This is a genomic window from Herbaspirillum rhizosphaerae (genome assembly GCF_001189965.1).
Lineage (GTDB): Bacteria > Pseudomonadota > Gammaproteobacteria > Burkholderiales > Burkholderiaceae_D > Herbaspirillum > Herbaspirillum rhizosphaerae.
The window spans coordinates 12,599-38,124 of the sequence record NZ_LFLU01000007.1 but is presented as its reverse complement, the minus strand read 5'-3'; the positions used below and the strand labels follow the sequence as shown (position 1 = coordinate 38,124).

Sequence of the window (25,526 nt, the reverse complement as noted above, 5' to 3'; positions counted from 1 at the left end):
TAATGAAATAGAGCGTTATTGTTGGATGACGCCGAGTTGCTGCATCAGTGTCAGGTTGTCTTCCAAGTGCCAGTTCTCGGCGATCTTGCCGTCCTGGATGCGATACAGATCGTGCGCCTGGAAATCGACGGTCTGTCCTTTGCCTTGCAGTGTTCCGAATACGCCGGTGAAGTGCCCGTGGAAACGCAGATGAATGGCAACCCGGTCGCCGGCCACCGTCATGTCCTGCACTTCCGCGCTCAGGTCGGGCACCGCCTTGCGGAACCCGACTGACGCCTGCAAGGGACCGTCGATGCCTTGCGGACGTCCGGCAGGCAGCGTGCGGTCGATGAAGGAGGTGCTCAGCGCCTGTTGCGCCAATTGCGCATCGCCGGTGTTCCAGAAGGCGGCGTAGCGGCGTGCGGCCAGTACGCGGGCATCGGCGGCGATCTCTGCTGCAGGCAGATCGATGGCGATATGCTGCGGCGTCGGCAGCTTGTTTTCGCCGGCCCGGGTAAGAGGGGCATTCATCAGCGTCACAGCCAGGCCGGTCAGCGTCAGAGCGCGTTTCCATTTCTTGTTGTTCATGGTGTTTCTCCGGGTATCAAGTAAGTGAGTGCATTGTCGGCTGCAGAGACTTTCTTGAGAATGTGTCCGGCGCTTGAATCATCTTCTTGATATTTTTGAAGATGGGGCAATTGCCTGTCCGGATCATTCGTTTTTCCGGTCTTTAGACGACTGGTCTAATTTTTGGGTAAAATAGCCGGATCATGAGAGACACTTACGCCGAAACCAAACTCGCCATCCTGCTTGCAGGACGGGGCCTTATCGCCAAGAAAGGCTTTACCGGCGTGGGTTTGAGCGAGCTGCTGGCGGCAGCCGACATTCCGAAAGGCTCGTTCTACCATTACTTTGGTTCCAAGGAAGGCTATGGCAAGGAGCTGATCGGGCAATACGTGAACGAATACCTGCAAGTACTCGACAAGCTTTTCGCACCGGGCGAGAGCAACGCGCGCGAGCGCCTGCTGACCTACTGGGGGCACTGGCTGGAGACGCAATGTTGCGAGATGACCGAGCACAAATGCCTGGTGGTCAAGCTCAGCGCGGAGGTGGCGGATCTGTCCGACGACATGCGTATCGCCTTGCATGAGGGCACCAAAGCCTTCATGGCGCGCATTGCCGCCGTGATTCAGGAAGGCGTCGAAGAAGGTTCCCTGCACACTGCGCTGGAGCCGGCCAAGACGGCGCAGATGCTGTATCAGCTGTGGTTGGGCGCAAGCCTGATCAGCAAGCTGAGCAAGGGTCGCGACGCACTCGAAGGCGCGATGGATGTCACCCGGCGCGTGCTGGTTGCGCCCTGACGCCAGAGCCGTTCGCCCATAGAAATTTGAACATAAGCACTGCTGACAATCCGGTCGGCGGGGAGACACTTTTTCCAAAGGAAACCATCATGCCGCAATCTTCTTCTATCAATCGCCGCATCGTACTGGCGTCGCGTCCGGCCGCAGCGCCCACGCCAGAGAATTTCCGCATCGAAGAAGTGGCCGTGCCGACGCCGGCCGCAGGGCAGCTCCTGCTGCGCGCGGACTATCTTTCGCTCGATCCCTACATGCGCGGCCGCATGAGCGACGCGCCGTCGTACGCACCCTGTGTGGAAATCGGCGGCGTCATGACCGGCGGCACCGTGTCGCGCGTGGTGGCCTCGCAGCATCCCGACTATCAGGAAGGCGATCTGGTGATGGCCTACACCGGCTGGCAGGACTACGCCTTGTCGGACGGCGCCGGCGCCACCAAATTGGACAAGAACATGCCGCGCCCGTCGTATGCGCTCGGCTTGTTCGGCATGCCGGGTTTCACCGCCTATTCGGGCCTGCTCGACATCGGCCAGCCTAAGGCAGGCGAGACCGTCGTTGTCGCCGCCGCTACCGGCGCAGTCGGCTCGGTGGTCGGGCAGATCGCCAAGCTCAAGGGCTGCCGCGTGATCGGCATTGCCGGCGGCGCCGAAAAATGCCGCTACGCCGTGGAAGAACTCGGCTTCGACGCCTGCATCGATCACCGCAGCGACGACTTGCCGCAACAGCTCAAGGACGCCTGCCCGCAAGGCATCGACGTTTATTTCGAAAATGTCGGCGGCAAGGTGTTCGAAGCCGTGCTGCCGCTGCTCAACGTGCATGCGCGCGTGCCGCTGTGCGGCCTGATCGCGCAATACAGCGGCGTGGCGCCGAACGCCGCCTTGCTCGCCACGCTGCCGCGCAACCTGCTGACCAAACGCATCCGCATGCAGGGTTTTATCATTTTCGACTACTACCAGCGCGCCGGTTACTTCGCCGAATTTTTCAAGGACATGAGCGCCTGGGTGGCGGCCGGCAAGATCAAGTATCGCGAAGACGTGGTGCAAGGTCTGGAGAACGCGCCGCAAGCTTTCATGGGCATGCTGGAAGGCAAGAACTTCGGCAAGCTCGTGGTGCAGATCGCGTAAATTTTTTTTGCAGCTCATTTCAGTCGCCCGCCTCAGGGCGTCAGCAAGGACACAGCATGATTCCGTTTTCCGTACTCGACCTGTCGCCGATCAATCAGGGCAGCAGCGCCGCGCAGGCTTTCCACAACAGCAAGGAGCTGGCGCAAAAAGCTGAAGCGCTCGGTTACAACCGCTACTGGCTGGCAGAGCATCACAACATGACCGGCATCGCCAGCGCGGCGACTTCGGTAGTGATTTCGCATATCGCCGCCAACACCAAAACCATCCGCGTCGGCGCCGGCGGCATCATGCTGCCCAACCATTCGCCGCTGGTGATTGCAGAACAGTTCGGCACGCTGGAATCGCTCTATCCGGGCCGCATCGATCTCGGCCTGGGCCGCGCGCCGGGTTCCGATCAGCGCACCGCGCGCGCCTTGCGCCGCCACCTCGGCGACAGTGCCGACACCTTTCCGCAAGATGTGGTGGAACTGCAGGAATACTTCAAGGAAGCCTCTCCCTATCAGGCCGTGCGCGCGGTGCCGGGCTACGGCCTGAACGTGCCGCTGTGGCTGCTGGGCTCCAGCATGTTCAGCGCGCAGCTGGCGGCGGAACTGGGTTTGCCGTTTGCGTTTGCCTCGCACTTCGCACCGGGCTTCATGAAGTCGGCGATCGAGATTTATCGCAGCCGTTTCAAGCCGTCGGAAGCGCTGGCGCGGCCGCACGTGATGCTCGGCCTGAATGTGTTCGCCGCCGACACCGACCGCGAAGGCGAGCGCCTGTTCACCTCGCTGCAGCAGCAGTTCGTCAATCTGGTGCGCGGCGTGCCGGGCCAGTTGAATCCGCCGCGCGAGAGCATGGAAGATTACTGGCGTCCGGAAGAAAAGTCGCATGTCGAACGTTCCCTGTCCTGCGCCATCGTGGGCTCGCCCGAGACCGTGCGTGAGGGCTTGCAGAATTTCATCGACGATACCGGCGCGGACGAATTGATGATCACCGCGCAGATCTATGATCACGCGGCGCGTTTGCGTTCGTTTGAAATCGTGGCGGAAGCGCGCGAGGCCTTGACGCCCAAGGTGCCGACGCTGGAGTTTTGAGGTAGCTGAGAAGCTGAAGAGGCAGGAGACATCAAAGAGAAAGGCCGGGTCCATGAAAATGGCCCGGCCTTTTTATTTCATCGGAGGTGCTTACTCCATGCCCAGCATGCGCGCCAGGCTGTTGGCCGATTTCTCGCTGACCAGGTGGATACGTTGCTCGAGCACCAGCAGGTGTTCTTCCATGGCGGCGATGGCGCCGGCGGCGTCGCCTTGTTCGATGAAGTCGACGATGCTGGTGTGTTCGTCGTGTTCGCAGGCGGCGTAGCCCGACGGTTCATGCAAGGCCACGATCAGCGAGCAGCGCGAGATCAGTTCGCTCAGGTAGCGTTGCAGGATGGGATTGCGCGACAGCTCCGCCACGCGCAGATGGAAAGCCGACGCCAGCCGCGCCCAGTCGGTCTGGGCGTAAGCGTGCATGGCGGCGTGTTCTTCCTTGAGCTGGCGGCGCAGCTTGGCGAGATCGGACCGGGTGGCGTTCTTGACGGCCAGCGACAGCACGGCGGATTCCAGCGAGCGGCGCGCTTCGAAAATCTCGCGCGTTTCTTCCGGCGTCGGCATGGCGACGATGGCGCCGCGGTTCGGGCGCAGTTCGACGATGTGCTCATGCGCGAGTTTTTGCAGCGCCTTTTGCACCACCGTACGGCCGACGCCGAACAGTTCGCACAGCGCAGCTTCCGGCAGCTTGGTGCCGGGCGTCAGGCGCTGGCTCATCACGCTGGCGAACACGGTCTGGTAGATGCGCTGAATGATGTCGTCGCCGTCATCGCCGTTTGCCGAGGAGACCGCCGAAGCATCCGCCAGCGCGTCGTGGCGTACCTTGGGACGGCCGGTGCGGGCCGCAGGTTTGGACTTGGGCTTGGGGCTTGCTGCGGCCTTTTTGCCTGTGCTGCGAAGAGAAATGTCGTTCATCGTTTTCTGCAAATATGCTGCAAGTTTTTTGCGGGCGTGTTGGCGAGGATATCAACACGCCCGCGCATCCATGGCCGGGTATCAGGGCTGCAAGCGTTTCCACAAGGCCGTCGCCAGCCGTATCAGCGCCAGGTCGCTGCCTGCCGGGCCCAGCAATGATACGCCGATCGGCAAGCCCGCGTCTGTCGCAAATGGCAGGCTGACTTGCGGCAGGCCCGCCAGTCCGGCGATGCAGGTGATGCGGAACGTGCGCATGCGGACCTGGTCAACTTCCGCGCCGCCGGCCGTCAGCAGCGGCGCCACACCGGCCGCCGACGGGATGATCGCCACGCCGTCCTGGCCGAGGAAGTTGCCGACTTGTCTGGCGATCTCTTGCCGACGCTGCACCGCTTGCGCCGCCGCATCGGCGCTGATGCCGGCCGCGGTCTGCCAGCGCGCGGCAACGGCGGGGCCGAAGCCGGGCCGGTTCTCCGTAATCCACTTGCCGTGCACTTGCCAGCCTTCATAAGCCGAGGCGGTGACGTAGGTCTGGCGCCAGCTTTCCAGTGTGTCGGCGTCGGCCAGCGTGCAGCGCGTGCGCGCGCCGTCGAAGGCGTTGAATACGTTCTCCGCCTTGTCGTGGAAGACATCGTCGGCCTGGGCCAGCACATCGGTCAGCAACAGGGCGCGTTTGAAATCATGCGCCGATGCCGGCAGCAGGGCTTTGCCCACGCGTTCAAAGACATCCGGATCCTGCGCAAACCAGGTCGCAGTATCGAACGACGGCTGCAGCGGCACCATCGCCGTGCGCGGCAGCAGGCCGTGCGTGGTGCGCAAGCCCCACACGCCGCAGTAACTGGCCGGCACGCGCGTCGAGCCGCCGGTGTCGGTGCCGAGCGCAAAATCGCACAAGCCGGCAGCCACCGCGGCGACGGAGCCGCTGGACGAGCCGCCCGGCACGCGATCCGGCGCGCGCGTATTGATCGGCGTGCCGTAATGCACGTTGTCGCCGTGGATGCTGTAGGCCAGTTCGTCGGTGACGGTCTTGCCGACCAGCGTGGCGCCGGCGGCCAGCAGCGTCGCGACGATGGGGCTGGTGACATGCGGCACCGGATGCGTGGCCAGCCACGTCGGGTTGCCGGCGCCGGTGGGATGGCCGGCCACGTCGAATACATCCTTGACGGCAAAGCGCAGGCCGGCCAGCGTTCCCTGGCGGGCGCCGGCGACGACGAAATGACCATGCGGCACCCAGGCGCGGGCGTAGTCTTCATGCGGCTGAGAGGAGACCGATGTATTCATGCGCTCACCCCTGCACCAGCGACACGGCCGGCTGCGATTTCAATACTTCCAGTCCGTCGACATGCTCGCAAATGGCGCCTGGCGTGGTGAACCACACGTCGCCCTGGTCGCGCGCCTGCGCAATGTGTTCCAGCGCGCGGCGCAGATGGCGCAGCCGATACGGCTGGCCGATCAGATAGGGATGCAGGGCGATGCCCATCACCAGCGGCTGCTTGCGCGACTGCTCGAGCATCTCGTCGAAGTTGTCGATGATGAGCTGGGCGAAATCCTTGCCGTCCATCTGGCGCGCCACGATCATCGGGATGTCGTTGACCTCCTGCGGATAGGGAATCGACCACAGCGTCTTGCCGCTGCGCGTCTGCATGTGCGTGGGCTGGTCGTCGTGGCACCAGTTGAGGTTGTAGCGGTAGCCGCTTTCCAGCAGCAGGTCGGGCGTGGCGATGGTTTCGGAAATCCACGGCGACAGCCAGCCGGTCGGCGCCTGGCCGCTGTGCTGCTGCATGCGCTCGCGGCAGTGTTGCAGCAGGGCCAGTTCGGCGGCTTCGTCGAGCACGCCTTGCTGGTGCGCGTTGGTGTGGCCGTGGCCGATCAGCTCGTCGCCGCGCGCAACGAAGGCGGCAATCAGTTCCGGGCAGTGATCGTAGAGCGCCGTGTTGGCCAGCACGCCGGCCGGCAGGCCGAGGCTGTCGAACAGTTCGAGGCAGCGCCAGGCGCCGACGCGGTTGCCGTATTCGCGCCAGGCGTAGTTGAGTACGTCGGGCTCCGAACCGGCCGGGCCGAGGCGTGCGCCCAATCCCTCGCCGAAGGCGAAGTGTTCGATGTTGAAGCCGAGATAGACCGCCAGGCCGGCGCCGTTGGGCCATTGGTAATGCGGGCGCTGCGTGATGGCGGAGTAGCCGAAGCGGCCATGAACGGGCAGGGCGCCGAACCGATTGCCATTGCCATGCTTGCTGCTGGTCGATGATGGTGCGTTTGCCGTCTCGCCGTGCATCATTTTATTCATCTCTTTCCACTTTCTGCACGTTGTTTGTGCATTCTTGATTTCAATATGTGATTGATATTTGCATCAATAAAGTGAAGTTATTGCTGGTAATACTAAATACATATTGTCGGCAAAAACTAAATTTTATTGTGGCAGTTGGCATAGCCCTTGCATAAGTCATGCCGGGAAGCACGCAAAACCAACAAGCTCAGTTGTTCACTTCAGCAATCACTCATTAATCACCTTATTAATCAAGTTCCGGGAGAGCCACCATGATTCGTTTCAAGCGCCGCACCATCCTCGCCAGTTCCATTGCCGCCATGGCTGCGCTGGCAGCCGCCACCCTGTCGCCGCTGGCGCTGGCCGCCGACAACATCAAGATCGGCCTGGTCACGGCCTTGTCCGGGCAGTCGGCGCAATCCGGCGAAGCGATCACGCGCGGCCTGAGCATCGCCATCGACGAGATCAACGCCAAGGGCGGCCTGCTCGGCGGTCGCAAGCTGGAACTGGTGCGCCGCGACGACGAAGGCAATCCGGCCAAGGGCGTGGTGGCGGCGCGCGAACTGATCTTCAAGGACAAGGTGGCGGTCCTGTTCGGGGGGCTCGACACGCCGGTATCGATGGCGATCGTGCCTATCATCAACGCGGAGAAAGTACCGTTCATGGGCCCGTGGGCCGCCGGCACCGGCGTCACGAAAAACGGCGCCAATCCGAACTACGCCTTCCGCGTCTCGGCCGTGGATGAGCTGGTCGACAAAGCCATGCTGAGCTATGCGCAAAAAACCTTCAAGACCACCAAGGCCGGCCTGATCCTGGTCAACAATCCATGGGGAGAATCGAACGAGAAGGGCATCGTCGCCGCATTGGCGGAGAAGTCGATGAAGCCGGCCGGCATTGAAAAATTCGAAGCCAGCGACGTCGACATCGTGCCGCAGCTGACGCGCCTGAAAGCCGCCGGCGCCGATACCCTGTTCCTGGTCGGCAACGTCGGTCCGTCGGCGCAGGTCGTGAAGTCGCTCGACCGCATGGGCTGGAAGGTGCCGGTGGTGTCGCACTGGGGTCCTGCAGGCGGACGCTTTACCGAGCTGGCCGGACCGAACGCGAAGAACGTGCACTTCGTCCAGACCTTCAGCTTCTTCGGCAAGCTGTCGCCGGTCGGCGAAAAAGTGGTCAAGGACCTGAAGGCCAAGTATCCGAACATCAAGGGACCGGATGACATCACGCCGGCAGTCGGCGTCGCCAACGCCTACGACGGCATGCAGCTGGCTGCGCTGGCGATTGCCAAGGCAGGTTCCACCAATGGCGACGCGATCCGCGAAGGCTTCTACAAGATCGACCGCTACGAAGGCCTGATCAAGACCTACGTCAAACCGTTCTCGCCAACGGTGCATGACGGACTGCAGGCCGACGACTATGTCTGGGCGCAGTTTATCGATAACAAAATCCTGCCGGTCGGCATGACGCAATAAGCGCGAACAGGTTTCGCAGATGTTGAGCATGCCTGGGTGGCGCAGAACAAGTCGCGCCGCCCAGGCAACAAGATTCAATCGGGGAGAAAAAGATGTTGCTGTTGTCGGCACTGATCAGCGGTCTGGGACTGGGCAGTATGTATGGCCTGATGGCGCTGGGGTTTTATATTACCTATGCGGTATCGGGCACGGTCAATTTTGCGCAGGGCAGTTCCATGATGCTGGGGGCGGTGTTGTGTTTCACGTTTTCGCAGACGCTGGGCTGGCCGATGTGGTCGGCGATCGTGCTGTCGCTGGCCTTGTGCGCGCTGTATGGCCTGGTGGTCGAAGTGCTGGCGGTGCGTCCGTTTGCCAATCGCGGGTCCAACGCCTGGCTGATGTCGACGGTGGCGCTGGGCATCGTGCTCGACAATGTCGTCATGCATACCTTCGGCAAGGAACCTCGCAGTTTGCCGTCGCCGCTGGCCTTGTCGTCGATTGAAGTCGGCGGCGTCGGTCTGGGCGTGTATCCCTTGCAATTGCTGATCCCGGTCGTCGGCCTGTTGCTGGCGGCTGTGCTGCATCGTATTTCGCGCCGCACGCGCTGGGGCATCGCCATGCTGGCGGTGGTGCAGAACCGCGACGCCGCACGCCTGATGGGCATTCCCATCGTGCGCGCCATCGCGGTTGCCTTTGCCTTGTCCACGCTATTGGCCGGCATCGCCGGCGTGCTGATTGCGCCGCTGTTCAACGTCAATGCCGACATGGGCACCTTGTTCGGACTGAAGGCATTCGCCGTTGCCATCCTCGGCGGCATCACCAGCGCCTGGGGCGTGATGATCGCGGGTCTGCTGTTCGGCATTGCGGAGGCGATGATCACATCCACGCTCGGTTCCGGCTATACGCAGATCATCACCTTCGCGCTGGTGATCGTGGTGCTGGCAATTCGTCCCAACGGCCTGTTCGGTCGCGCACAGGTGAAAAAAGTATGATGACCATTCCTCCTTCTCCGGTCGTGGCGGCAGCCAACAAGGCAGCAAGGCTCTCGCCGGCGCCGCGCCGCTTGCTCGGCCTGGCTTCTCCCTTACAGCTGTCGGCCGGTCTCGCCGCGTTTGTCGCGGTGTGCTGCCTGGCGCTGACGGTCAACAGTTATTACGTATTCGTGCTGACCGGCATCGCGCTGATGGCAATGGTCGGCATCGGTCTCAATGTCCTGCTCGGCCTGACCGGGCAGGTCTCGTTCGGGCACATCGGTTTCTACGCCATCGGCGCTTACACCGTGGCGATCCTCACCACCAAGTTCGGCGTCAGTTTCTGGCTGGCTTGGCCGCTGGCGGCGCTGATCGCCGGTGCGCTGGGCGCCTTGCTGGCGTTGCCGGCGTTGCGCGTGAAGGGGCCTTATCTGGCGATGATCACGATTGCCTTCAGCTTCATCGTGCAGCACGCCATCATTGAAATGCGCGAACTCACCGGCGGCCAGAACGGCATCATGAGCATCGCTGCGCCCGGCTTCGGCGGCGTGGTGCAGGGCGAGCGCGGGATTGCCTTGCTGGCGATCTGCAGCGCCGCCGTGCTGCTCGCCGCATTCTGCTGGCTGGCGCGCGGCACCTGGGGCGCGGCCATGCGCGCCGTCAAGGACAGCGAGACCGCCTCCGAATCCATCGGCCTCAATCCGCTGGTGATCAAGACCGTGGCCTTCGCCGTGTCGGCCCTGCTGGCCGGTCTCGCCGGCGGCTTGTTTGCGCCGCTGTCGACCTTCGTCACGCCGGATACCTTCGGCTTCATGCAATCGATCCTGTTCGTGCTGGTGGTCGTGGTGGGCGGTGCGGGTTCCACCATGGGGCCGCTGATCGGCGCGATTATTGTCGGCGTGTTGCCGGAGTTGCTGTCCAGCCTGGAAGATTATCGCCTGCTGTTTTTCGGCGGCTTGCTGTTGCTGGTGTTGTGGATTGCGCCGGATGGCGTGATCGGCATGCTGCATCAGCTTGCTCAAAAAATGGGCAAAAAGGCGGCTGCCGCAAATGACGGCGTGACGCCATCGTTCGACGACGTGCCGCATACGCAGGTCCTGCCGCAACGCGATCGCCGCACCTTGCGCGCAGACGGCCTGACCATGATTTTCGGCGGCGTGCGCGCGGTCGGTGATCTGAGTTTTGATGTGCCGGCGGCGGCAGTCACCAGCCTGATCGGCCCCAATGGCGCAGGCAAGACGACTGCGCTGAACATGCTGAGCGGATTCTACAAACCATCGCTGGGCGGCTTCTCGCTGCAGGATAAACCGCTTGCCGGTTTGCCCGCTTTTCGCATCGCGCGGCACGGCATTGCGCGCACCTATCAGACTTCGCAACTGTTCGGCACGCTGACGGTGGAAGACAACGTCGCGCTGGCCATGGGCCAGGGCAAGCTCGGCGGCCTGCTCAATGCCGGCCGTTTCAGCGCGTCTGATATCCGCGAACGCAGCCGCGAGTTGCTGGCGTATTGCGGCTATGAAGGTGCGGTCGATATTCCCTCCGCCGATCTGGCGCACGTCGACCGCCGCCTGGTGGAAATCGCGCGCGCGCTGGCCACCGATCCCGACGTGTTGCTGCTGGACGAACCGGCTGCCGGCCTGTCGCGTGAAGACAAGGAAAAGCTGGCGCGCCTGCTGCAACGCATCGCCGCCGCCGGCATCAGCGTGGTGCTGGTGGAGCACGACATGTCGCTGGTGATGGACATCTCGCATCGCATCGTGGTGCTCGATGCCGGCCAGCGTCTGGCGCTCGGCACGCCGCAAGAGATCCAGGACAACCCGGCGGTGCGCCAGGCGTATCTCGGCGAAGCGATGCAGGCCGAAGCGCGCATCCGCGGCAGCCGCTCCGGCAAGGAATTGCTCGGCGTCGGCGAACTGGTCGCGGGCTATGGCGCAGAACCGGTCCTGCACGGCATCAACCTGCAGGTGAAGCAGGGCGAGATGGTCGCGCTGCTAGGGGCCAACGGCGCCGGCAAGTCGACCCTGATGCGCGCGCTGTCCGGCCTCCATCGCCCGGTGCGCGGCGGCATCCACGTCGATGGCGTCAGCCTGATGCATCTGCGCGCCGAAGAGATCGTCAGGCATGGCGTGGTGCTGGTGCCGGAGGGCCGCCAGGTGTTTCCCGAACTGAGCGTGCTGGACAATATCCGCCTCGGCGCCTTCCTGTATCCGAAGGACATGGATACGCGCGTCGAGGAAATGCTCACGCGTTTCCCGCGTCTGCGCGAGCGGCTGTATCATCGTGCAGGCCTGCTGTCGGGCGGCGAGCAGCAGATGCTGGCGGTGGCGCGTGGACTGATGTCGCGCCCGCGCATCCTGCTGCTGGACGAACCATCGCTGGGCCTCGCGCCGAAGGTGATCGCGGAACTGTTTGCTGCACTCGACACCTTGCGCGACGAAGACATGACCATCCTGCTGGTCGATCAGATGGCGGCGCTGGCGCTGGCCCTGGCCGATCGTGCCTACGTGATCGAAGGCGGGCGGGTGGTGGCCGAAGGCACTGCGGCGGAGATCGCCGCCAACGATGCGCTGGCCAAAGCCTATCTGGGCGGACACTGAAAGGACGTATGGAACACGAGATCAACCTGCCGGAAGTCGTCGCCGAAGTCACCGCGGCTTTCGAGCGCTACGAATACGCGTTGGTCAACAACGACCTCGCGATCCTGGACGAACTGTTCTGGAACAGTCCGCATACCTTGCGTTACGGCGCCACCGAAAACCTGATCGGTTACGATACCATTCAGGCTTTCCGCAACAGCCGCTCGCCAAAAAATCTGGCACGCGACTTGCGTCAGACCGTGATCACCACCTATGGCCGCGACTACGCCAGCGCCAACACCGAATTCACCAAAGCCGGTGAAGCGCGTGTCGGTCGCCAGAGCCATACCTGGCTGCGCTTGCCGCAAGGCTGGCGGATCGTGGCGGCGCATGTGTCGTGGATGGACAATTAAGCAAAGCCAATAAAAGAACATCAGGAGTCCGAAACTATGTTGTACAGCAAGACTTGCATCGGCGGCATGGTCACCGCACCTCATCACCTCGCCGCCCAGGCAGGCGCCGCCGTATTGCGCGAAGGCGGCAATGCGGTCGAAGCGATGGTCGCTGCAGCCGCCGCCATCGCCGTGGTGTATCCGCACATGAACGGCATCGGCGGCGACGGCTTCTGGGTCATCAGCGAACCGGGCCGCGATCCGGTGGCGGTGCAGGCCTGCGGCCAGTCGGCTGCACTGGCGACCAAGGATTTCTACGCACAACACGGCGATGCTGCGATTCCGACCCGCGGTCCGCGTGCGGCGTTGACGGTTGCCGGCGCGGTCGGCGGCTGGGCCGCGGCGCTGGATGTCGCCAAGGGCTGGGGCAAGAGTTTGCCGGTGTCGCGCCTGCTGGCCGACGCGATTCATCATGCGACCGCCGGCGTACCGGTGACGCGTTCGCAGGCTGAACTGACGCGCGACAAGTGGGACGAACTCAAGGATCAACCGGGCTTTGCCGACACCTACGCCGCACAGGGCGCGCCGAAACTGGGCGACATCCTCAAGCAGCCGGCGCTGGCGGCAACGTTGTCGCGCCTGGCCGAAGCCGGCCTCGACGATTACTATCGCGGCGATCTGGCGCAGAAACTGGCAAGCGGTCTGGAGCAGGCGGGCAGTCCGTTGCGCGCCGCCGATCTCGCGGCCTATCGTGCACAGGTGGTGAAGCCGCTGATGGTGCAGATGAAATCCGGCAGCATCTACAACCTGCCGCCGCCGACGCAGGGCGTATCGGCATTGATGATCCTCGGCCTGTTCGATCGCCTGGGTGTCACACAGGCGCAGGCCGACGGCTTCGAACACATCCACGGTCTGGTCGAAGCCACCAAGCGCGCCTTCATCCTGCGCAACAAATACGTGACCGACACGGCGCACATGTCGGTCAACGCCGCCGACTGGCTGCTGGCCGAGGCGCTGGACCGCGAAGCCGCACAGATCGACATGCAGCGCGCCGCGCCGTGGCCGCACGTACCCAAGCCCGGCGACACCATCTGGATGGGCGCGGCCGATGCGCAAGGCCGGGTGGTCAGCTATATACAGAGCATTTTCTGGGAGTTCGGTAGCGGCGTGGTGCCGCCCGGCAGCGGCGTGGTGTGGCAAAACCGCGGCGCCAGCTTCACGCTGGACGACGGCGCCAATCAGCTGCAACCGGGCAAGCTGCCGTTCCACACGCTCAACCCCTCGCTGGCGCGCCTCAAGGATGGCCGCACGCTGGCCTACGGCACCATGGGCGGCGAAGGCCAGCCGCAGACGCAGGCCGCGGTGTACAGCCGTCACATCCTGTTCGGGCAAAACATGCAGGCGGCGGTCAGCGCGCCGCGTTGGCTGCTGGGCCGCACCTGGGGCGCAGCCTCCACCAATCTGAAGCTGGAAGGGCGCGTGCCGGAGCATGTGGTCGATGCCCTCAGACGCGCCGGCCATGACGTTGAAATCGTCGCCGACTATACCGACATGATGGGTCATGCCGGCGCCGTGTGCGTGCATCCGGGCGGCCTGATCGAAGGCGCAACCGATCCGCGCGCCGACGGAATTTGCGCCGGCGTCTGAGTTCAGCGGCCAGACTGTTGTTTTCCTGAAAATCGCCCGCTGTGCCGGGCGATTTTCGTAGATTCCGGTTGATTCCCGTATACGGGCCTTATTTCCGGCCTTTTGCAGGGGCGGCGCAACAATGAGCGCATTCCTGGCGCTACGCTGCGGCCTTGAGTTGCTTATAGAAAATTGTCAAAAAGACATTTTCTTTTTTGGCAACAAATCATTTATTGCTCCAACTACAATTCAGCAGCTAATATTTCGTTGTCCCTTACAAAAAACAACGAACTTTCCGGGACAGTCTGGCAAGATTTGCGTCATTGCCTCCGGAATAATGTCGAATAGCAGCTGGAGTCACCTTGAGCATAAAGAAAATCTCGTCGACGTTGAGCCTCTCATCATGGGTCACCATCGGCGTGGTGCTGTCGGTGCTGATTACCACGACGTCGGTGTTGATTCTGGTGGACCAGTTTACCCGCAGCTATGCACGCCGCGAGGCCGAAGCCCGCTTGAACCAACTGGCCTGGCAGATGCAGGATGCGCTCGACCGCAGCATGGAAGAGCGCTATATCGACGTCAAGATCCTGGCGCAACGTCCTTCGGTGCGCGAAGCCAAGGACCCCGCGCGCATGCGCGCCGTCTTCAATGACCTCCAAAAGAATGTTCCCAACTACGCCTGGATAGGTTTCGCCACGCCGGACGGCAACGTGTTCGCCGCCGCCAATGGCATGCTGGAAAACCAGAGCGTGGCGCAGCGGCCGTGGTTCCAGCAGGCGCAGAAGGAATTCTTCGTCGGCGATTACCATCCCGCCGTCTTGCTGGAAAAGAAGCTGCCGGTCATGAACGATCCCTGGCGCTTCGTCGATATCGCCACCCCGATCATGAGCCCGGACGGACAATTCCAGGGCGTGCTCGGCATTCACCTGAGCTGGACCTGGGCGCGCGATCTCGCCAAGAAACTGCTCAATCCCGCCAATGACCGCTACGACGTCGAAATCATGATCGTGCGTGAAGACGGTACCGTCCTGCTCGGTCCCAAAGAGCTGGAAGAAAAGAAGATCGCCACTGACAGCTTCAAGGCATCCTTGCGCCTGCCGTCGGGTTCCATGCGCGAGATCAGCGAAACCGGCGAGCCTTACCTGACCGGCTTTGCCCGCACCGGCCTCAACAGCGAATACACCGAAATGAAATGGACCGTGCTGGTGCGCCAGCCGGAACAGGTCGCCATGTCCGGCTTCAAGGAGCTGGAACGCCAGGTGCTGTTTGTCGGCTGCCTGGTGGGCGTGTTGCTGATGCTGCTGGCGTTCTTCCTCACGCGCCGTCTGGTGGCGCCGATGAATGCCCTCAGCGCTGCCCTGGAACGCCGTGCGACCGGCGCGCAGGATGTCCACATTCCTACCGTCAGCACCTATTACGAAATCCAGCTGCTGTCGTCGACGCTGTCGGCCATGGTGCAGCGTGAAGAAAACTACCTGCGCGAGGTGCGCTCGCTCAACGAAGGCCTGGAACAGCGCGTTGAAGACCGCACCAGCCGCCTGCACGAAACCGCCATCGCGCTCCAGCAGGCGCTCGATAACCAGCGTGAAAACCAGATCATGCTGGAAGAAAGCGAAAACGAGCTGCGCGCGATTCTGGAAAACGCCCATGACGCCTTCATTGCCATCGATGAAGACGGCATGGTGGTGGAATGGAATCGCCAGGCTGAGCAGTTGCTGGGCTGGTCGCGCAAGGAAGCCTTCGGCCATGAACTGGCCGAGATGATCGTGCCGCCGGAACAGCGCGAAATGCATCGTCGCGGCATGAAGCATTTCCTCGCCACCGGCGAAGGCGTCGTGATCAACAACCGTATTGAAATCAATGCGCTGCGCCGCGACGGTAAGGAGTTGCCGGTGGAAATGACGGTCGGCTACGTGCAGCGCCGCACCGGCCATCTGTTCATCGCCTTCCTGCACGACATCACCGACCGCCAGGCCTTCCGCAACTCGCTGCAGGAAATGGCGCTGACCGACATCCTGACCGGCCTGCCGAATCGCCGCGCGTTTACGCAAAAGCTGCCGGAAGCCATGGCGCGCGCCATCCGCGAGCCGCAGCAGATGGGCTTGCTATTCATGGACATCGACGGTTTCAAGGGCGTCAACGACAAGTACGGCCACGAAGCCGGCGACGAGTTGCTGGTGCAGTTTGCCGAGCGGCTGATCGACTCTGTGCGCGAAGTCGACACCGTGGCGCGCCTGGCCGGCGACGAATTCACCGTCATCCTTGAGCGCCTGCACTCCGTCGCCGACGCCATGGCGGTCGCCGAAAAAATCCTGCTGACGATGCGCCGCCCCTTCATCCTGAAGGCGGCCACCGTCAACGTCTCCAGCAGCATCGGCGTGGCCATCTACGACCCGGGCCAGCACACCACCCAGGACAGCCTGGTCGCGCACGCCGACAAGGCCATGTACGCCGCCAAGAAGGCAGGCAAGAACCGCGTCGAGTGGAGCACGGAAGAAAATACGGCGTAAACGCCGTAGTGCCATTCAGTCAAGCCTGCCTTCATCTCCTCTTCACCAGCCCCTCGTGACTCTCGTCCTTGCCCGGCGGATCGCATTCCGCCGCTCGTCTGTTTACACAAAATTTATACCGCCCGCCGATAGTTTTATCCGGATTTGATGCCCTTCCCCATATCGTTTGCCTCGTAAGCATTCATCAAGGGAGTAGGACATGGATTTCGTATATATCGGCGGCTTGCTGGCTTGCAGCGTCGCGATGTGGGCATTTGTGGTTGCCTGCAAGAAGCTGGAGGACATGCAATGAGCGTCATGCAAATTCTGGGGCTGGCGGTATCGGTCGGCCTGTTGGCGTATCTCGTTTACGCTCTGATCAAACCGGAGGCTTTCTGACATGACTGCCTCAATTACCCAACTGGCGATCTATCTGGTCGTCCTGCTCGTGCTGTCGGTACCGGTGGGCTGGTACATCGCCCGCGTGATGGAAGGCAAGTCCGCCGTCAATCGCGTGTTCGGCGGCATGGAGCATTTTCTCTACCGTCTGTGCGGCATCCGCGCCGACGCCGACATGGGCTGGAAGCAGTACGCGCTGGCGCTGCTGCTGTTCAACGTGGTCGGCCTGTTCGTCGTTTACGCCCTGCAACGCCTGCAACTGTGGTTGCCGCTGAACCCGGCCGGCATGGCCAACGTCAGCGCCGACTCGTCGTTCAATACGGCCGTCAGCTTCGTCACCAACACCAACTGGCAAGGCTATGTCGGCGAAAGCACCATGAGCTATCTGACGCAGATGCTGGCGCTGTCGGTGCAAAACTTCGTCTCGGCGGCCACCGGCATTGCCGTTGCGTTTGCCTTGATCCGCGGTTTCGTACGCCACAGCAGCAAGAGCATCGGCAACTTCTGGGTCGACATGACGCGTTCCAGCCTGTACATCCTGCTGCCGCTGTCGGTGCTGGTCGCGGTGGTGCTGATGAGCCAGGGCGTGATCCAGAACTTCAAATCCTATGTCGAAGTGTCGACGCTGGAAACCACCGCCTACACCGTGCCGCGCCTGGATCCGCAAGGCCAGCCGCTCAAGGATGAGAAGGGCGCCCCGCTGGTCGATGAAATGAAGACCAGCAAGCAAACCTTGCCGATGGGCCCGGTCGCGTCGCAGGAAGCGATCAAGATGGTCGGCACCAACGGCGGCGGTTTCTTCAACGCCAACTCGGCGCACCCTTACGAGAATCCGACACCGCTGTCGAACTTCGTGCAGATGCTGGCGATCCTGATCATTCCCGCCGCGCTGTGCACCAGCTTCGGCATGCTGGCCGGCGACCGTCGCCAGGGCTGGGCGATTCTGGCGGCGATGACCTTGCTGTTCATCGTGATGACGCTGACGGTGATGTACTTCGAGCAACAACCGAATCCGGCGCTTGCTGCGGCGCACGCCACGCAAACCAGCGGCATGATGGAAGGCAAGGAAACCCGTTTCGGCATCGTCGCCTCCAGCCTGTTCGCGGCGATCACGACGGCAGCATCCTGCGGCGCGGTCAACGCCATGCACGACTCGCTGTCGCCGCTGGGCGGACTGGTGCCGATGCTGCAGATGCAACTGGGCGAGGTGGTCTTCGGCGGCGTCGGCGCAGGCTTGTACGGCATGCTGATTTTCGCGGTGCTGGCGGTCTTCATCGCCGGCCTGATGATCGGCCGCACGCCGGAATACCTGGGTAAGAAGATCGGCGTGTTCGACATGAAGATGATGTCCATCGCCATCCTGATGACGCCTGCGCTGGTGCTGGTGATGACGGCGATTTCGGTGATGGTCGAAAACGGCCTGGCCGGCATCGCCAACCCCGGTGCCCATGGCTTCTCGGAAATTCTGTACGCCTTCAGCTCGGCCGCCAATAACAACGGCAGCGCCTTTGCCGGCTTGTCCGCCAACACGCCTTACTACAACGTCATGACCGGCATCGCCATGTGGCTGGGCCGCTTCGGCATCATCGTGCCGGTGCTCGCCATGGCCGGTTCGCTGGCCGGCAAGAAACGCCTGGCGGCCACTTCCGGCACCTTGCCGACGCACGGCCCGCTGTTCGTCACGCTGCTGATCGGCGCGGTGATCCTGGTCGGCGCACTGACTTATGTCCCGGCGCTGGCGCTGGGTCCGGTGATCGAGCATTTACAAATGCTGGCGATTCACTAATGCTTGAATTGGAGAAAAACATGGCAAATAGTCCTGCCAAAAAAGTTGTTACCCCGGTTGCCAAGGTTCCTGCCACGCAAGTGAACATACCTGCATCCGGTGCACAGTCCGCAACCAAATGGATGTTTGATCCGGCCATCGTCAAACCGGCTGTGATCGACTCCTTCCGCAAATTGTCGCCGCGCGCCCAGTGGCGCAATCCGGTGATGTTCGTGGTGTATCTCGGCAGCATCCTGACCACGCTGTTGTATGTGCAGGCCCTGAACGGCCAAGGCGAAGCGCCGGCCGGCTTCATCCTCGCCGTCGCGGTCTGGCTGTGGTTCACGGTCTTGTTCGCCAACTTCGCCGAAGCATTGGCGGAAGGCCGCAGCAAGGCGCAGGCGGCATCGCTGCGCAGCGCCAAGAAGAGCGTGGTGGCCAAGAAGCTGCAACGGGCAAATCGCAACGATCGCTTCGAACTGGCGGAAGGAAGCTCCTTGCGCAAGGGCGATTTTGTGTTGATCGAAGCGGGCGATTACGTCCCGGCCGACGGCGAAGTGGTCGAAGGCGTGGCCACCGTCGACGAGAGCGCCATCACCGGCGAATCCGCACCCGTCATCCGCGAATCGGGCGGCGACTTCTCCGCCGTCACCGGCGGCACCCGCGTGCTGTCGGACTGGATCATCGTGCGCGTCACGGTCAATCCGGGCGAAGCCTTCCTCGACCGCATGATCGCCATGGTGGAAAGCGCCAAGCGCCAGAAGACGCCGAACGAGATCGCGCTGACCCTGTTGCTGGTCGCGCTGACCATCGTGTTCCTGCTGGTGACGGTGACCTTGCTGCCGTTCTCGGTATTCAGCGTCAACGTTGCGCATGGCGGCTCGCCTGTCACCGTGACGGCCTTGATCGCCTTGCTGGTGTGCCTGATCCCGACCACCATCGGCGGCCTGTTGTCGGCCATCGGCGTGGCCGGCATGAGCCGCATGATGCAAGCCAACGTCATCGCCACCTCGGGCCGCGCAGTGGAAGCCGCCGGCGACGTCGACGTGCTGCTGCTGGACAAGACCGGCACCATCACCCTCGGCAATCGCCAGGCATCGACCTTCCTGCCGGCCAACGGCGTGAGCGAACAGGAACTGGCCGACATCGCCCAGCTCGCCTCGCTCGCCGATGAAACGCCGGAAGGCCGCAGCATCGTGGTGCTGGCCAAGAAGCGCTTCAACCTGCGCGAACGCGAAATGGCCAGCCTGGGCGCGGTCTTCATTCCCTTCACTGCGCAGACCCGTCTGTCCGGCGTCGACATCGGTCATCGCCAGATCCGCAAGGGCGCTGCCGATGCGATCCGCAAACTGGCCGAGCAAGCCGGTCAGCAGGTGCCGGCGGAAGTCGCCGCCGCCGTCGACATCGTCGCCCGTCGCGGCAGCACGCCGCTGGTGGTCGCCGAGACCGATGCGTCGACCGGTTCCATCCGCGTGCTCGGCGTGATTGAACTGAAAGACATCGTCAAGGGCGGCATCAAGGAGCGTTTCTCCGAGCTGCGCCGCATGGGCATCAAGACCATCATGATCACCGGCGACAACCGTCTGACTGCCGCAGCGATTGCGGCCGAAGCGGGCGTCGACGACTTCCTGGCCGAAGCCACGCCGGAGAACAAGCTGTCGCTGATCCGCCAGCATCAGAGCGAAGGCAAGCTGGTCGCGATGACCGGCGACGGCACCAACGATGCGCCGGCATTGGCGCAGGCTGACGTCGCGGTGGCCATGAATACCGGCACGCAAGCGGCGAAGGAAGCCGGCAACATGGTCGACCTGGATTCCAATCCGACCAAGCTGATCGAGATCGTCGAGATCGGCAAGCAAATGCTGATGACGCGCGGCAGCCTCACCACCTTCAGTATCGCCAACGACGTCGCCAAGTACTTCGCGATTATTCCGGCGATGTTCGCCACCACGTATCCGCAGCTGGCGGCGCTGGACGTCATGCATCTGAACAATCCCTCGTCGGCAATCTTGTCGGCCGTGATTTTCAATGCGCTGGTGATCGTCGTGCTGATTCCGCTGGCCTTGCGCGGCGTGCGTTATCGCGCACTGGGAGCGGCTGTGCTGTTGCGTCGCAATCTGCTGATTTACGGACTGGGCGGGCTGATCGTGCCGTTCGTGGGTATCAAGCTGATCGACGTGCTGCTCGGCGTATTCGGCCTGGCCTGATCTTATTCTGTACAAGGAGTTATTCATGAAAACCTATTTGCGTCCCGCCGTGTCCCTCTTCATTTTCATGTCGGTGATTCTGGGCGGTCTCTATCCTGCCGTCGTTACCCTGGTCGGGCAGGCCTTCTTCCCCAAGGAAGCCAACGGCAGCGTCATCGTGCGCGACGGCGTGCCGGTCGGCTCGGAACTGATCGGCCAGAACTTCACCGAGCCCAAGTACTTCTGGGGCCGCATCTCGGCGACGGGCACGTTCCCTTACAACGGCATGGCTTCCGGCGGCAGCAACCTGGGTCCGCTGAACCCGGCGCTGGTGGATGCCGCGAAGGGACGGGCCGAGGCTTTGCAGGCCTCCAATCCCGGCTCTGCCCGCGAGATTCCGGTGGATCTGCTGACTTCGTCGGCTAGTGGTCTGGATCCGCAGATCAGTCCGGCGGCGGCGGAGTATCAGGTGGTGCGTGTCGCGCAGGCACGGGGTTTGTCTCTGGACAAGGTGCGCGAGATGGTGAAGGCGCAGACTGAGGCGCCGCAATGGGGTTTGTTCGGGGAGCCTCGGGTCAATGTGTTGAAGTTGAATCTGGCGTTGGATGCGTTGAGCAAAACTTGATATGTTCTGTTTTATTGTTTTTTGTTTGCTTGCTTTTGCTTTTTGGTAGCTTCGGATTTTGTTCTCCGGACGGGCCGGGTTTGCCGGGGGCGGCCCGGCAGCCGCTCACTTTTCTTGCTCCGCCAAGAAAAGTAAGCAAAAGAAGGCGGCCGCGGGATCCAGCCCCCTTCGGGGGTGTCCGGTGCTGCGAAGCAAAAAATGGGAAGGAAAAAAACTCGCTGCGCTCAGACAGTTTTTCCTTCTTAATCCATTTTTCGCATCGCATCACCGGCTGGCTCCAAGCGGAACTGCCAGACTGGCTCGCTGCGCATCGCCAGGGGATGGAGGTGGTTTCATCTTCTTGGGCCTAATTAACTTTGTCGTTCCAACGAAAGTTGGAACCCAGTGTCGTGAAGATGGTTGGGTGACGCGCTGACGTCACTGGGTCCCAGCGTTCGCTGGGACGACGGCGTAAAAAAGCCTCGCTGCACGTTTGACAGCGCGATGCCGAAGGCGAGCCGCTGGGGCCGTTACCGCTTATGAGTTGCCGTTGGTGACATGCATAAATCGGAAAAAGAAGGGAAAAATGTCTGAGCGAAGCGGGTTGTTTTCCCTTCCCGATTTGTGCGTGGCATCAACGGGGACCCTCGAAGGGGGCTACGAATCGCGGTCGCCTTTCTTTGCTTACTTTCTTTGGCGAAGCAAAGAAAGTGAGTAGCCGCCGGGCTACCCCCGGCACGGTCGTCCGAAGAAAGAACAGCATCAGTAACAACAAGCACCAAGTCGGAACAAAACACAAACACTCTAAACGTCACTAACACACCCGAAAAAAGCCCATTTCCAACTACAATACCCCCACCATGCCCACCCGCCCCAACCCCGACGACCTCCTCGACCGCGTCATGCGCGACGAAGACCGCCAGGCGCGCGGCCGGCTCAAGATCTTCTTCGGCTCTTCAGCCGGCGTAGGCAAAACCTACGCCATGCTCGCCGCCGCACAAAACCTCAAAGAGCAAGGCGAAGAAGTCGTCGCCGGCATCGTCGAAACCCACGGCCGCGCCGACACCGAAGCCATGCTCGAAGGCATCGAGCGCCTGCCGCTGCGCGCCTCCGAATACCGCGGCCGCACGCTCTACGAATTCGACCTCGACGCCGCGCTCGAACGCAAACCGCATGTCATCCTGGTCGACGAACTGGCGCACTCCAACGTGCCCGGTTCGCGCCACGCCAAACGCTGGCAGGACATCGAAGAACTGCTGCACGCCGGCATCCACGTCTACACCACGGTCAACGTTCAGCACATCGAAAGCCTCAACGACGTGGTCGGCCAGATCACCGGCATCCGCGTGCATGAGACGATTCCGGATCACGTCTTCGACGAAGCCGACGACGTCACGCTGGTGGATCTGCCGCCGGACGAGTTGTTGCAGCGTCTCAAGGAGGGCAAGGTCTATCTGCCGCAACAGGCAGAGAAGGCGGGGCGCAATTTTTTCCGCAAAGGCAATCTGCTGGCGCTGCGCGAGATCGCCTTGCGCCGCACCGCCGATCGCGTCGATGCCGACATGCGCGAGTACCGCGCCGACCGCTCGATCGTGCAGCTGTGGCAAACCAAGGAGCGCATCGTGGTGGCTATCGGCGCGCGCGCCGACGAAGACAAGCTGGTGCGCGCCGCGGCGCGGCTGGCGGCCAAGCTGCAGGCCGACTGGCTGGCGGTGCATGTAGATGCGCCGAGCTGGCCGCGAGTGACGCTGGCCGGGCGCGAACGTATCCTCAAGAATCTCAAGCTGGCGCAATCGCTCGGCGCGGAAACTGCCAGCATCACCGGCGAAGACGTCGCGCAGGCGCTGGTGCAATTTGCGCGCAGCCGCAACGCCGGCAAGCTGGTGATCGGTCAATCGCATGGTGGCGGCTGGACGCATTGGAAACGATGGTGGCGCAAGAACCTGGCCGAGCGCATCGCCGCCGCCGGCAAGGACATCGACGTCTATACCGTGGCGCGTCCCGCAGGCTCGGAACAGGAAGACAGCCGCAAGACGGTGGACGAAGGAAGGCGCGACGACAGCGGACGCCTGCGCCGCCGTCGCGGCTATCTGTGGGCGACGGTCAGCTGCGCCGTGACTACCGCCCTGGCGTGGTGGCTGATCGCCTATCTGCATCCCGCCAATGTGATCATGCTGTACCTGGTCGGCGTCATGATCGTCGCGGTGCGCTACGGCAGGTCGGCGTCGGCGCTGGCATCGATCCTGAGCGTGCTGGCGTTCGATTTCTTTTTCGTGGCGCCGCGTTTTTCCATCAGCGTCTCGGACGCGCAGTATCTGATTACCTTGCTGGTGATGCTGGCGGTGTCGCTGTTCATCAGTTCGCTGGCTTCGCGCATGCGGCACCAGGCCAACGTCGCCATGCTGCGCGAAGCGCGCGCGGGCAATCTCTACATGCTCGGCAAGGAACTGGCGGCGGTGCTGACGCTGGAGCAGATCCTGGAAATCGGCCGCCGTCATCTGGGCGCGGTGTTCGGCGCGAAGACGGCTTTCTGTCTGCCGGACAGCGGCGAGCACGTGCGCGTGGCCGCGCCGGAACAACACGATGCGCATGCCCTGCAGCAGATCGATCTGGGCGTGGCGCAATGGGTCTACGACAATGACCAGGCGGCGGGGCGCGGCACGGCCACCTTGCCGGCGGCGCAGGCGCTCTACCTGCCGCTGAACGCCACCATGCGCACGCGCGGCGTGCTGGCTTTTGTCGCCGAGGATCCGCTGCAACTGGCCTTGCCGGAGAACCGGCAGATGCTGGAAATCTTCTGTTCGCAGATCGCCATGGCGATCGAACGCCTGCACTACGCCGAAGTAGCGCAGGACGCCTTGCTGACGATGGAGTCGGAGCGCCTGCGCAATTCCTTGCTGTCGGCGATTTCGCATGATCTGCGCACGCCGCTGACCTCGCTGGTCGGCAGCGCCGAAGCGTTGGCGCGGCAACCGTCGCTGGGCGCCGACGAGCGCGAGATGGCGATCACCATCAGCGAACAATCGCAGCGCATGTCCGGCTTGGTGGAAAACCTGCTCGACATGGCGCGCCTGCAATCCGGCGGCATCACGCTCAATCGCCAGTGGAACTCGATCGAAGAAGTCGTCGGCACCGCCTTGCGCCTGCTGAACAAGACACTGGGCGAGCGCCGCGTCGAGACGCATCTGCCGGCCGATTTGCCGCTGGTGCGCTTCGATGCCGTGCTGATCGAGCGCGTCTTCGCCAATCTGATCGAGAACGCCGTCAAGTACGCGCCGGCCGGCGAGATCATCGTGGTCGACGCCAGGGCCAACGCCGGCATGATGGAAATCAGCGTGATCGATCGCGGTCCGGGTTTCCCGGCCGGGATGGAAGAACGCGCGTTTGAAAAATTTACCCGTGGCGACACGGAATCGAGCACACCCGGCGTCGGCCTCGGCCTGGCGATCTGCCGCGCCATCGTCGATGCGCATGGCGGCGCCATCCGGGCGTTGCAAGGCGATGCAGGTCGCGGTGCACGCGTCTGTTTTACTCTGCCGCTTGAACAACCACCGGCCTTACCCGAAGAGGAATAACGATCATGTTGGATCACGCAGGCAATATCGTTTTCGTCGAAGACGACGCCCACATCCGCAAGCTGGTGCGCGGCGCGCTGGAACAAGAGGGCTTCATCGTCCATGAGGCGCGCACCGCGCGCGAGGGCATGGTGGAAGCCGGTACCCGCAAGCCGGATCTGGTGATCGTCGACCTCGGCCTGCCCGACCAGGACGGCAAGCAGGTCATCGCCGATATCCGCTCATGGAGCGACGTGCCGATCGTGATCTTGTCGGCGCGCACGCAGGAGGCGGAAAAGGTGGCCGCGCTCGACGCCGGCGCCGACGACTATCTGACCAAGCCGTTCGGCGTGCCCGAGCTGCTGGCGCGCATCCGCGCCCAATTGCGCCGGCGCAGCCAGGCCAGCGCCGCCACCGGACGCTTTCGCCTGGGCGATCTGGTGATCGATTTGCCGGCGCGCACCGTGAGCAAAGGCGGCGAGCCGGTGCATCTGACCCAGATCGAGCACCGCCTGATTTCCACATTGCTGCGCGACGCCGGACGCGTGATCACCCATCGCCAGCTGCTGGCGGCAGGCTGGGGACCGTCGCATACGGAAGACCATCACTACCTGCGCATCTACATGCAGCGCCTGCGCCAGAAACTGGAGCAAGACTCGGCGCAGCCCAAATACATCCTGACCGAAATCGGTGTCGGTTATCGGGTGATAAACGCCGAGCCGGCGTAAAAATACGTCAAACCTTGGCCGGATGTCGGTCTGAGCACCAAATGGGCGCTCTTTTTTTACTCCTGATTTGATAGACTGCTTGTCAAGA

At 62.6% G+C, this 25,526-nt stretch carries 19 protein-coding genes; 15 read left to right on the top strand and 4 right to left on the bottom strand.

The genetic code is table 11. The features are described from left to right. Positions 1-15: 15 nt before the first annotated feature. Positions 16-567 (bottom strand): ester cyclase, encoded by a 552-nt coding sequence (locus AKL25_RS11595; RefSeq protein ID WP_050477829.1) that lies wholly within the window; start codon positions 565-567, stop codon positions 16-18. Positions 568-749: 182 nt separating this feature from the next. Between AKL25_RS11595 and AKL25_RS11590 the strand changes: the two genes are divergently transcribed. The 3 genes from AKL25_RS11590 to AKL25_RS11580 all read left to right on the top strand — a co-directional run bounded on the left by AKL25_RS11590 (position 750) and on the right by AKL25_RS11580 (position 3,531). After that, positions 750-1,340, top strand: a complete 591-nt coding sequence (locus AKL25_RS11590) for a TetR/AcrR family transcriptional regulator (protein ID WP_050477828.1) — start codon at positions 750-752, stop codon at positions 1,338-1,340. Between the two features lie 89 nt (positions 1,341-1,429). After that, positions 1,430-2,458: an NADP-dependent oxidoreductase gene (locus AKL25_RS11585; protein ID WP_050477827.1), complete on the top strand. Its 1,029-nt coding sequence runs from the start codon at positions 1,430-1,432 to the stop codon at positions 2,456-2,458. Between the two features lie 56 nt (positions 2,459-2,514). Continuing rightward, complete coding sequence (locus AKL25_RS11580; protein WP_050477826.1) at positions 2,515-3,531, top strand: LLM class flavin-dependent oxidoreductase; 1,017 nt, start codon at positions 2,515-2,517, stop codon at positions 3,529-3,531. A gap of 90 nt (positions 3,532-3,621) precedes the next feature. Here AKL25_RS11580 and AKL25_RS11575 read toward each other — a convergent pair whose 3' ends face one another. From AKL25_RS11575 to AKL25_RS11565, 3 genes are all read right to left on the bottom strand, one after another. Further along, positions 3,622-4,440, bottom strand: a complete 819-nt coding sequence (locus tag AKL25_RS11575) for a GntR family transcriptional regulator (RefSeq protein WP_050477825.1) — start codon at positions 4,438-4,440, stop codon at positions 3,622-3,624. 81 nt (positions 4,441-4,521) lie between these two features. Further along, on the bottom strand, positions 4,522-5,718 hold the full coding sequence (locus AKL25_RS11570) for an amidase (protein WP_050477824.1): 1,197 nt from the start codon (positions 5,716-5,718) through the stop codon (positions 4,522-4,524). A 4-nt stretch (positions 5,719-5,722) separates the two neighbouring features. Beyond that, entirely contained in the window at positions 5,723-6,721 is a 999-nt protein-coding gene (locus tag AKL25_RS11565; protein ID WP_420840712.1) for a polysaccharide deacetylase family protein, read from the bottom strand. A 251-nt stretch (positions 6,722-6,972) separates the two neighbouring features. Between AKL25_RS11565 and AKL25_RS11560 the strand changes: the two genes are divergently transcribed. From AKL25_RS11560 to AKL25_RS11505, 12 genes are all read left to right on the top strand, one after another. Further along, positions 6,973-8,169, top strand: coding sequence for an ABC transporter substrate-binding protein (locus tag AKL25_RS11560; protein ID WP_050477823.1), 1,197 nt, complete (start codon positions 6,973-6,975; stop codon positions 8,167-8,169). A gap of 92 nt (positions 8,170-8,261) precedes the next feature. After that, positions 8,262-9,140, top strand: a complete 879-nt coding sequence (locus tag AKL25_RS11555) for a branched-chain amino acid ABC transporter permease (RefSeq protein WP_050477822.1) — start codon at positions 8,262-8,264, stop codon at positions 9,138-9,140. Further along, positions 9,137-11,716 (top strand): branched-chain amino acid ABC transporter ATP-binding protein/permease, encoded by a 2,580-nt coding sequence (locus tag AKL25_RS11550; RefSeq protein WP_240475716.1) that lies wholly within the window; start codon positions 9,137-9,139, stop codon positions 11,714-11,716. Before AKL25_RS11555 ends, AKL25_RS11550 begins: the two co-directional genes overlap by 4 nt. Positions 11,717-11,724: 8 nt before the next feature. Beyond that, positions 11,725-12,108: an oxalurate catabolism protein HpxZ gene (gene hpxZ, locus AKL25_RS11545; protein ID WP_050477821.1), complete on the top strand. Its 384-nt coding sequence runs from the start codon at positions 11,725-11,727 to the stop codon at positions 12,106-12,108. 36 nt (positions 12,109-12,144) lie between these two features. Beyond that, the gene (locus tag AKL25_RS11540; protein WP_050477820.1) at positions 12,145-13,734 is read left to right on the top strand and encodes a gamma-glutamyltransferase family protein; all 1,590 of its coding nucleotides are present in this window, start codon (positions 12,145-12,147) and stop codon (positions 13,732-13,734) included. Between the two features lie 341 nt (positions 13,735-14,075). Continuing rightward, positions 14,076-16,223 carry a diguanylate cyclase domain-containing protein gene (locus tag AKL25_RS11535; protein ID WP_083444661.1) on the top strand — a complete coding sequence of 716 codons (2,148 nt, stop codon included), beginning with the start codon at positions 14,076-14,078 and terminating at the stop codon, positions 16,221-16,223. 288 nt (positions 16,224-16,511) lie between these two features. Then, positions 16,512-16,601, top strand: coding sequence for a K(+)-transporting ATPase subunit F (gene kdpF / locus AKL25_RS11530; protein WP_007883498.1), 90 nt, complete (start codon positions 16,512-16,514; stop codon positions 16,599-16,601). 1 nt (position 16,602) lies between these two features. Further along, positions 16,603-18,387, top strand: coding sequence for a potassium-transporting ATPase subunit KdpA (gene kdpA / locus AKL25_RS11525; RefSeq protein ID WP_050477819.1), 1,785 nt, complete (start codon positions 16,603-16,605; stop codon positions 18,385-18,387). A 122-nt stretch (positions 18,388-18,509) separates the two neighbouring features. Beyond that, complete coding sequence (gene kdpB / locus AKL25_RS11520; protein WP_050477980.1) at positions 18,510-20,573, top strand: potassium-transporting ATPase subunit KdpB; 2,064 nt, start codon at positions 18,510-18,512, stop codon at positions 20,571-20,573. A 25-nt stretch (positions 20,574-20,598) separates the two neighbouring features. Next, complete coding sequence (gene kdpC, locus AKL25_RS11515; RefSeq protein WP_050477818.1) at positions 20,599-21,177, top strand: potassium-transporting ATPase subunit KdpC; 579 nt, start codon at positions 20,599-20,601, stop codon at positions 21,175-21,177. 839 nt (positions 21,178-22,016) lie between these two features. Beyond that, complete coding sequence (locus AKL25_RS11510) at positions 22,017-24,731, top strand: DUF4118 domain-containing protein (protein WP_205627240.1); 2,715 nt, start codon at positions 22,017-22,019, stop codon at positions 24,729-24,731. Between the two features lie 5 nt (positions 24,732-24,736). Then, on the top strand, positions 24,737-25,438 hold the full coding sequence (locus AKL25_RS11505) for a response regulator (RefSeq protein WP_050477816.1): 702 nt from the start codon (positions 24,737-24,739) through the stop codon (positions 25,436-25,438). The last annotated feature ends 88 nt before the right edge of the window (positions 25,439-25,526 follow it).

What these genes read in the sequence shown, in the direction of transcription:
- AKL25_RS11590 (WP_050477828.1), top strand. Translation starts at nt 750, where the DNA reads ATGAGAGACACTTACGCCGAAACCAAACTCGCCATCCTGCTTGCAGGA.
- AKL25_RS11505 (WP_050477816.1), top strand. Translation starts at nt 24,737, where the DNA reads ATGTTGGATCACGCAGGCAATATCGTTTTCGTCGAAGACGACGCCCAC.
- AKL25_RS11510 (WP_205627240.1), top strand. Translation starts at nt 22,017, where the DNA reads ATGCCCACCCGCCCCAACCCCGACGACCTCCTCGACCGCGTCATGCGC.
- AKL25_RS11580 (WP_050477826.1), top strand. Translation starts at nt 2,515, where the DNA reads ATGATTCCGTTTTCCGTACTCGACCTGTCGCCGATCAATCAGGGCAGC.
- AKL25_RS11565 (WP_420840712.1), bottom strand. Translation starts at nt 6,721, where the DNA reads ATGAATAAAATGATGCACGGCGAGACGGCAAACGCACCATCATCGACC.
- kdpF (WP_007883498.1), top strand. Translation starts at nt 16,512, where the DNA reads ATGAGCGTCATGCAAATTCTGGGGCTGGCGGTATCGGTCGGCCTGTTG.
- AKL25_RS11560 (WP_050477823.1), top strand. Translation starts at nt 6,973, where the DNA reads ATGATTCGTTTCAAGCGCCGCACCATCCTCGCCAGTTCCATTGCCGCC.
- kdpC (WP_050477818.1), top strand. Translation starts at nt 20,599, where the DNA reads ATGAAAACCTATTTGCGTCCCGCCGTGTCCCTCTTCATTTTCATGTCG.
- AKL25_RS11570 (WP_050477824.1), bottom strand. Translation starts at nt 5,718, where the DNA reads ATGAATACATCGGTCTCCTCTCAGCCGCATGAAGACTACGCCCGCGCC.
- kdpB (WP_050477980.1), top strand. Translation starts at nt 18,510, where the DNA reads ATGTTTGATCCGGCCATCGTCAAACCGGCTGTGATCGACTCCTTCCGC.
- AKL25_RS11575 (WP_050477825.1), bottom strand. Translation starts at nt 4,440, where the DNA reads ATGAACGACATTTCTCTTCGCAGCACAGGCAAAAAGGCCGCAGCAAGC.
- AKL25_RS11595 (WP_050477829.1), bottom strand. Translation starts at nt 567, where the DNA reads ATGAACAACAAGAAATGGAAACGCGCTCTGACGCTGACCGGCCTGGCT.
- kdpA (WP_050477819.1), top strand. Translation starts at nt 16,603, where the DNA reads ATGACTGCCTCAATTACCCAACTGGCGATCTATCTGGTCGTCCTGCTC.
- AKL25_RS11540 (WP_050477820.1), top strand. Translation starts at nt 12,145, where the DNA reads ATGTTGTACAGCAAGACTTGCATCGGCGGCATGGTCACCGCACCTCAT.
- AKL25_RS11550 (WP_240475716.1), top strand. Translation starts at nt 9,137, where the DNA reads ATGATGACCATTCCTCCTTCTCCGGTCGTGGCGGCAGCCAACAAGGCA.
- hpxZ (WP_050477821.1), top strand. Translation starts at nt 11,725, where the DNA reads ATGGAACACGAGATCAACCTGCCGGAAGTCGTCGCCGAAGTCACCGCG.
- AKL25_RS11585 (WP_050477827.1), top strand. Translation starts at nt 1,430, where the DNA reads ATGCCGCAATCTTCTTCTATCAATCGCCGCATCGTACTGGCGTCGCGT.
- AKL25_RS11555 (WP_050477822.1), top strand. Translation starts at nt 8,262, where the DNA reads ATGTTGCTGTTGTCGGCACTGATCAGCGGTCTGGGACTGGGCAGTATG.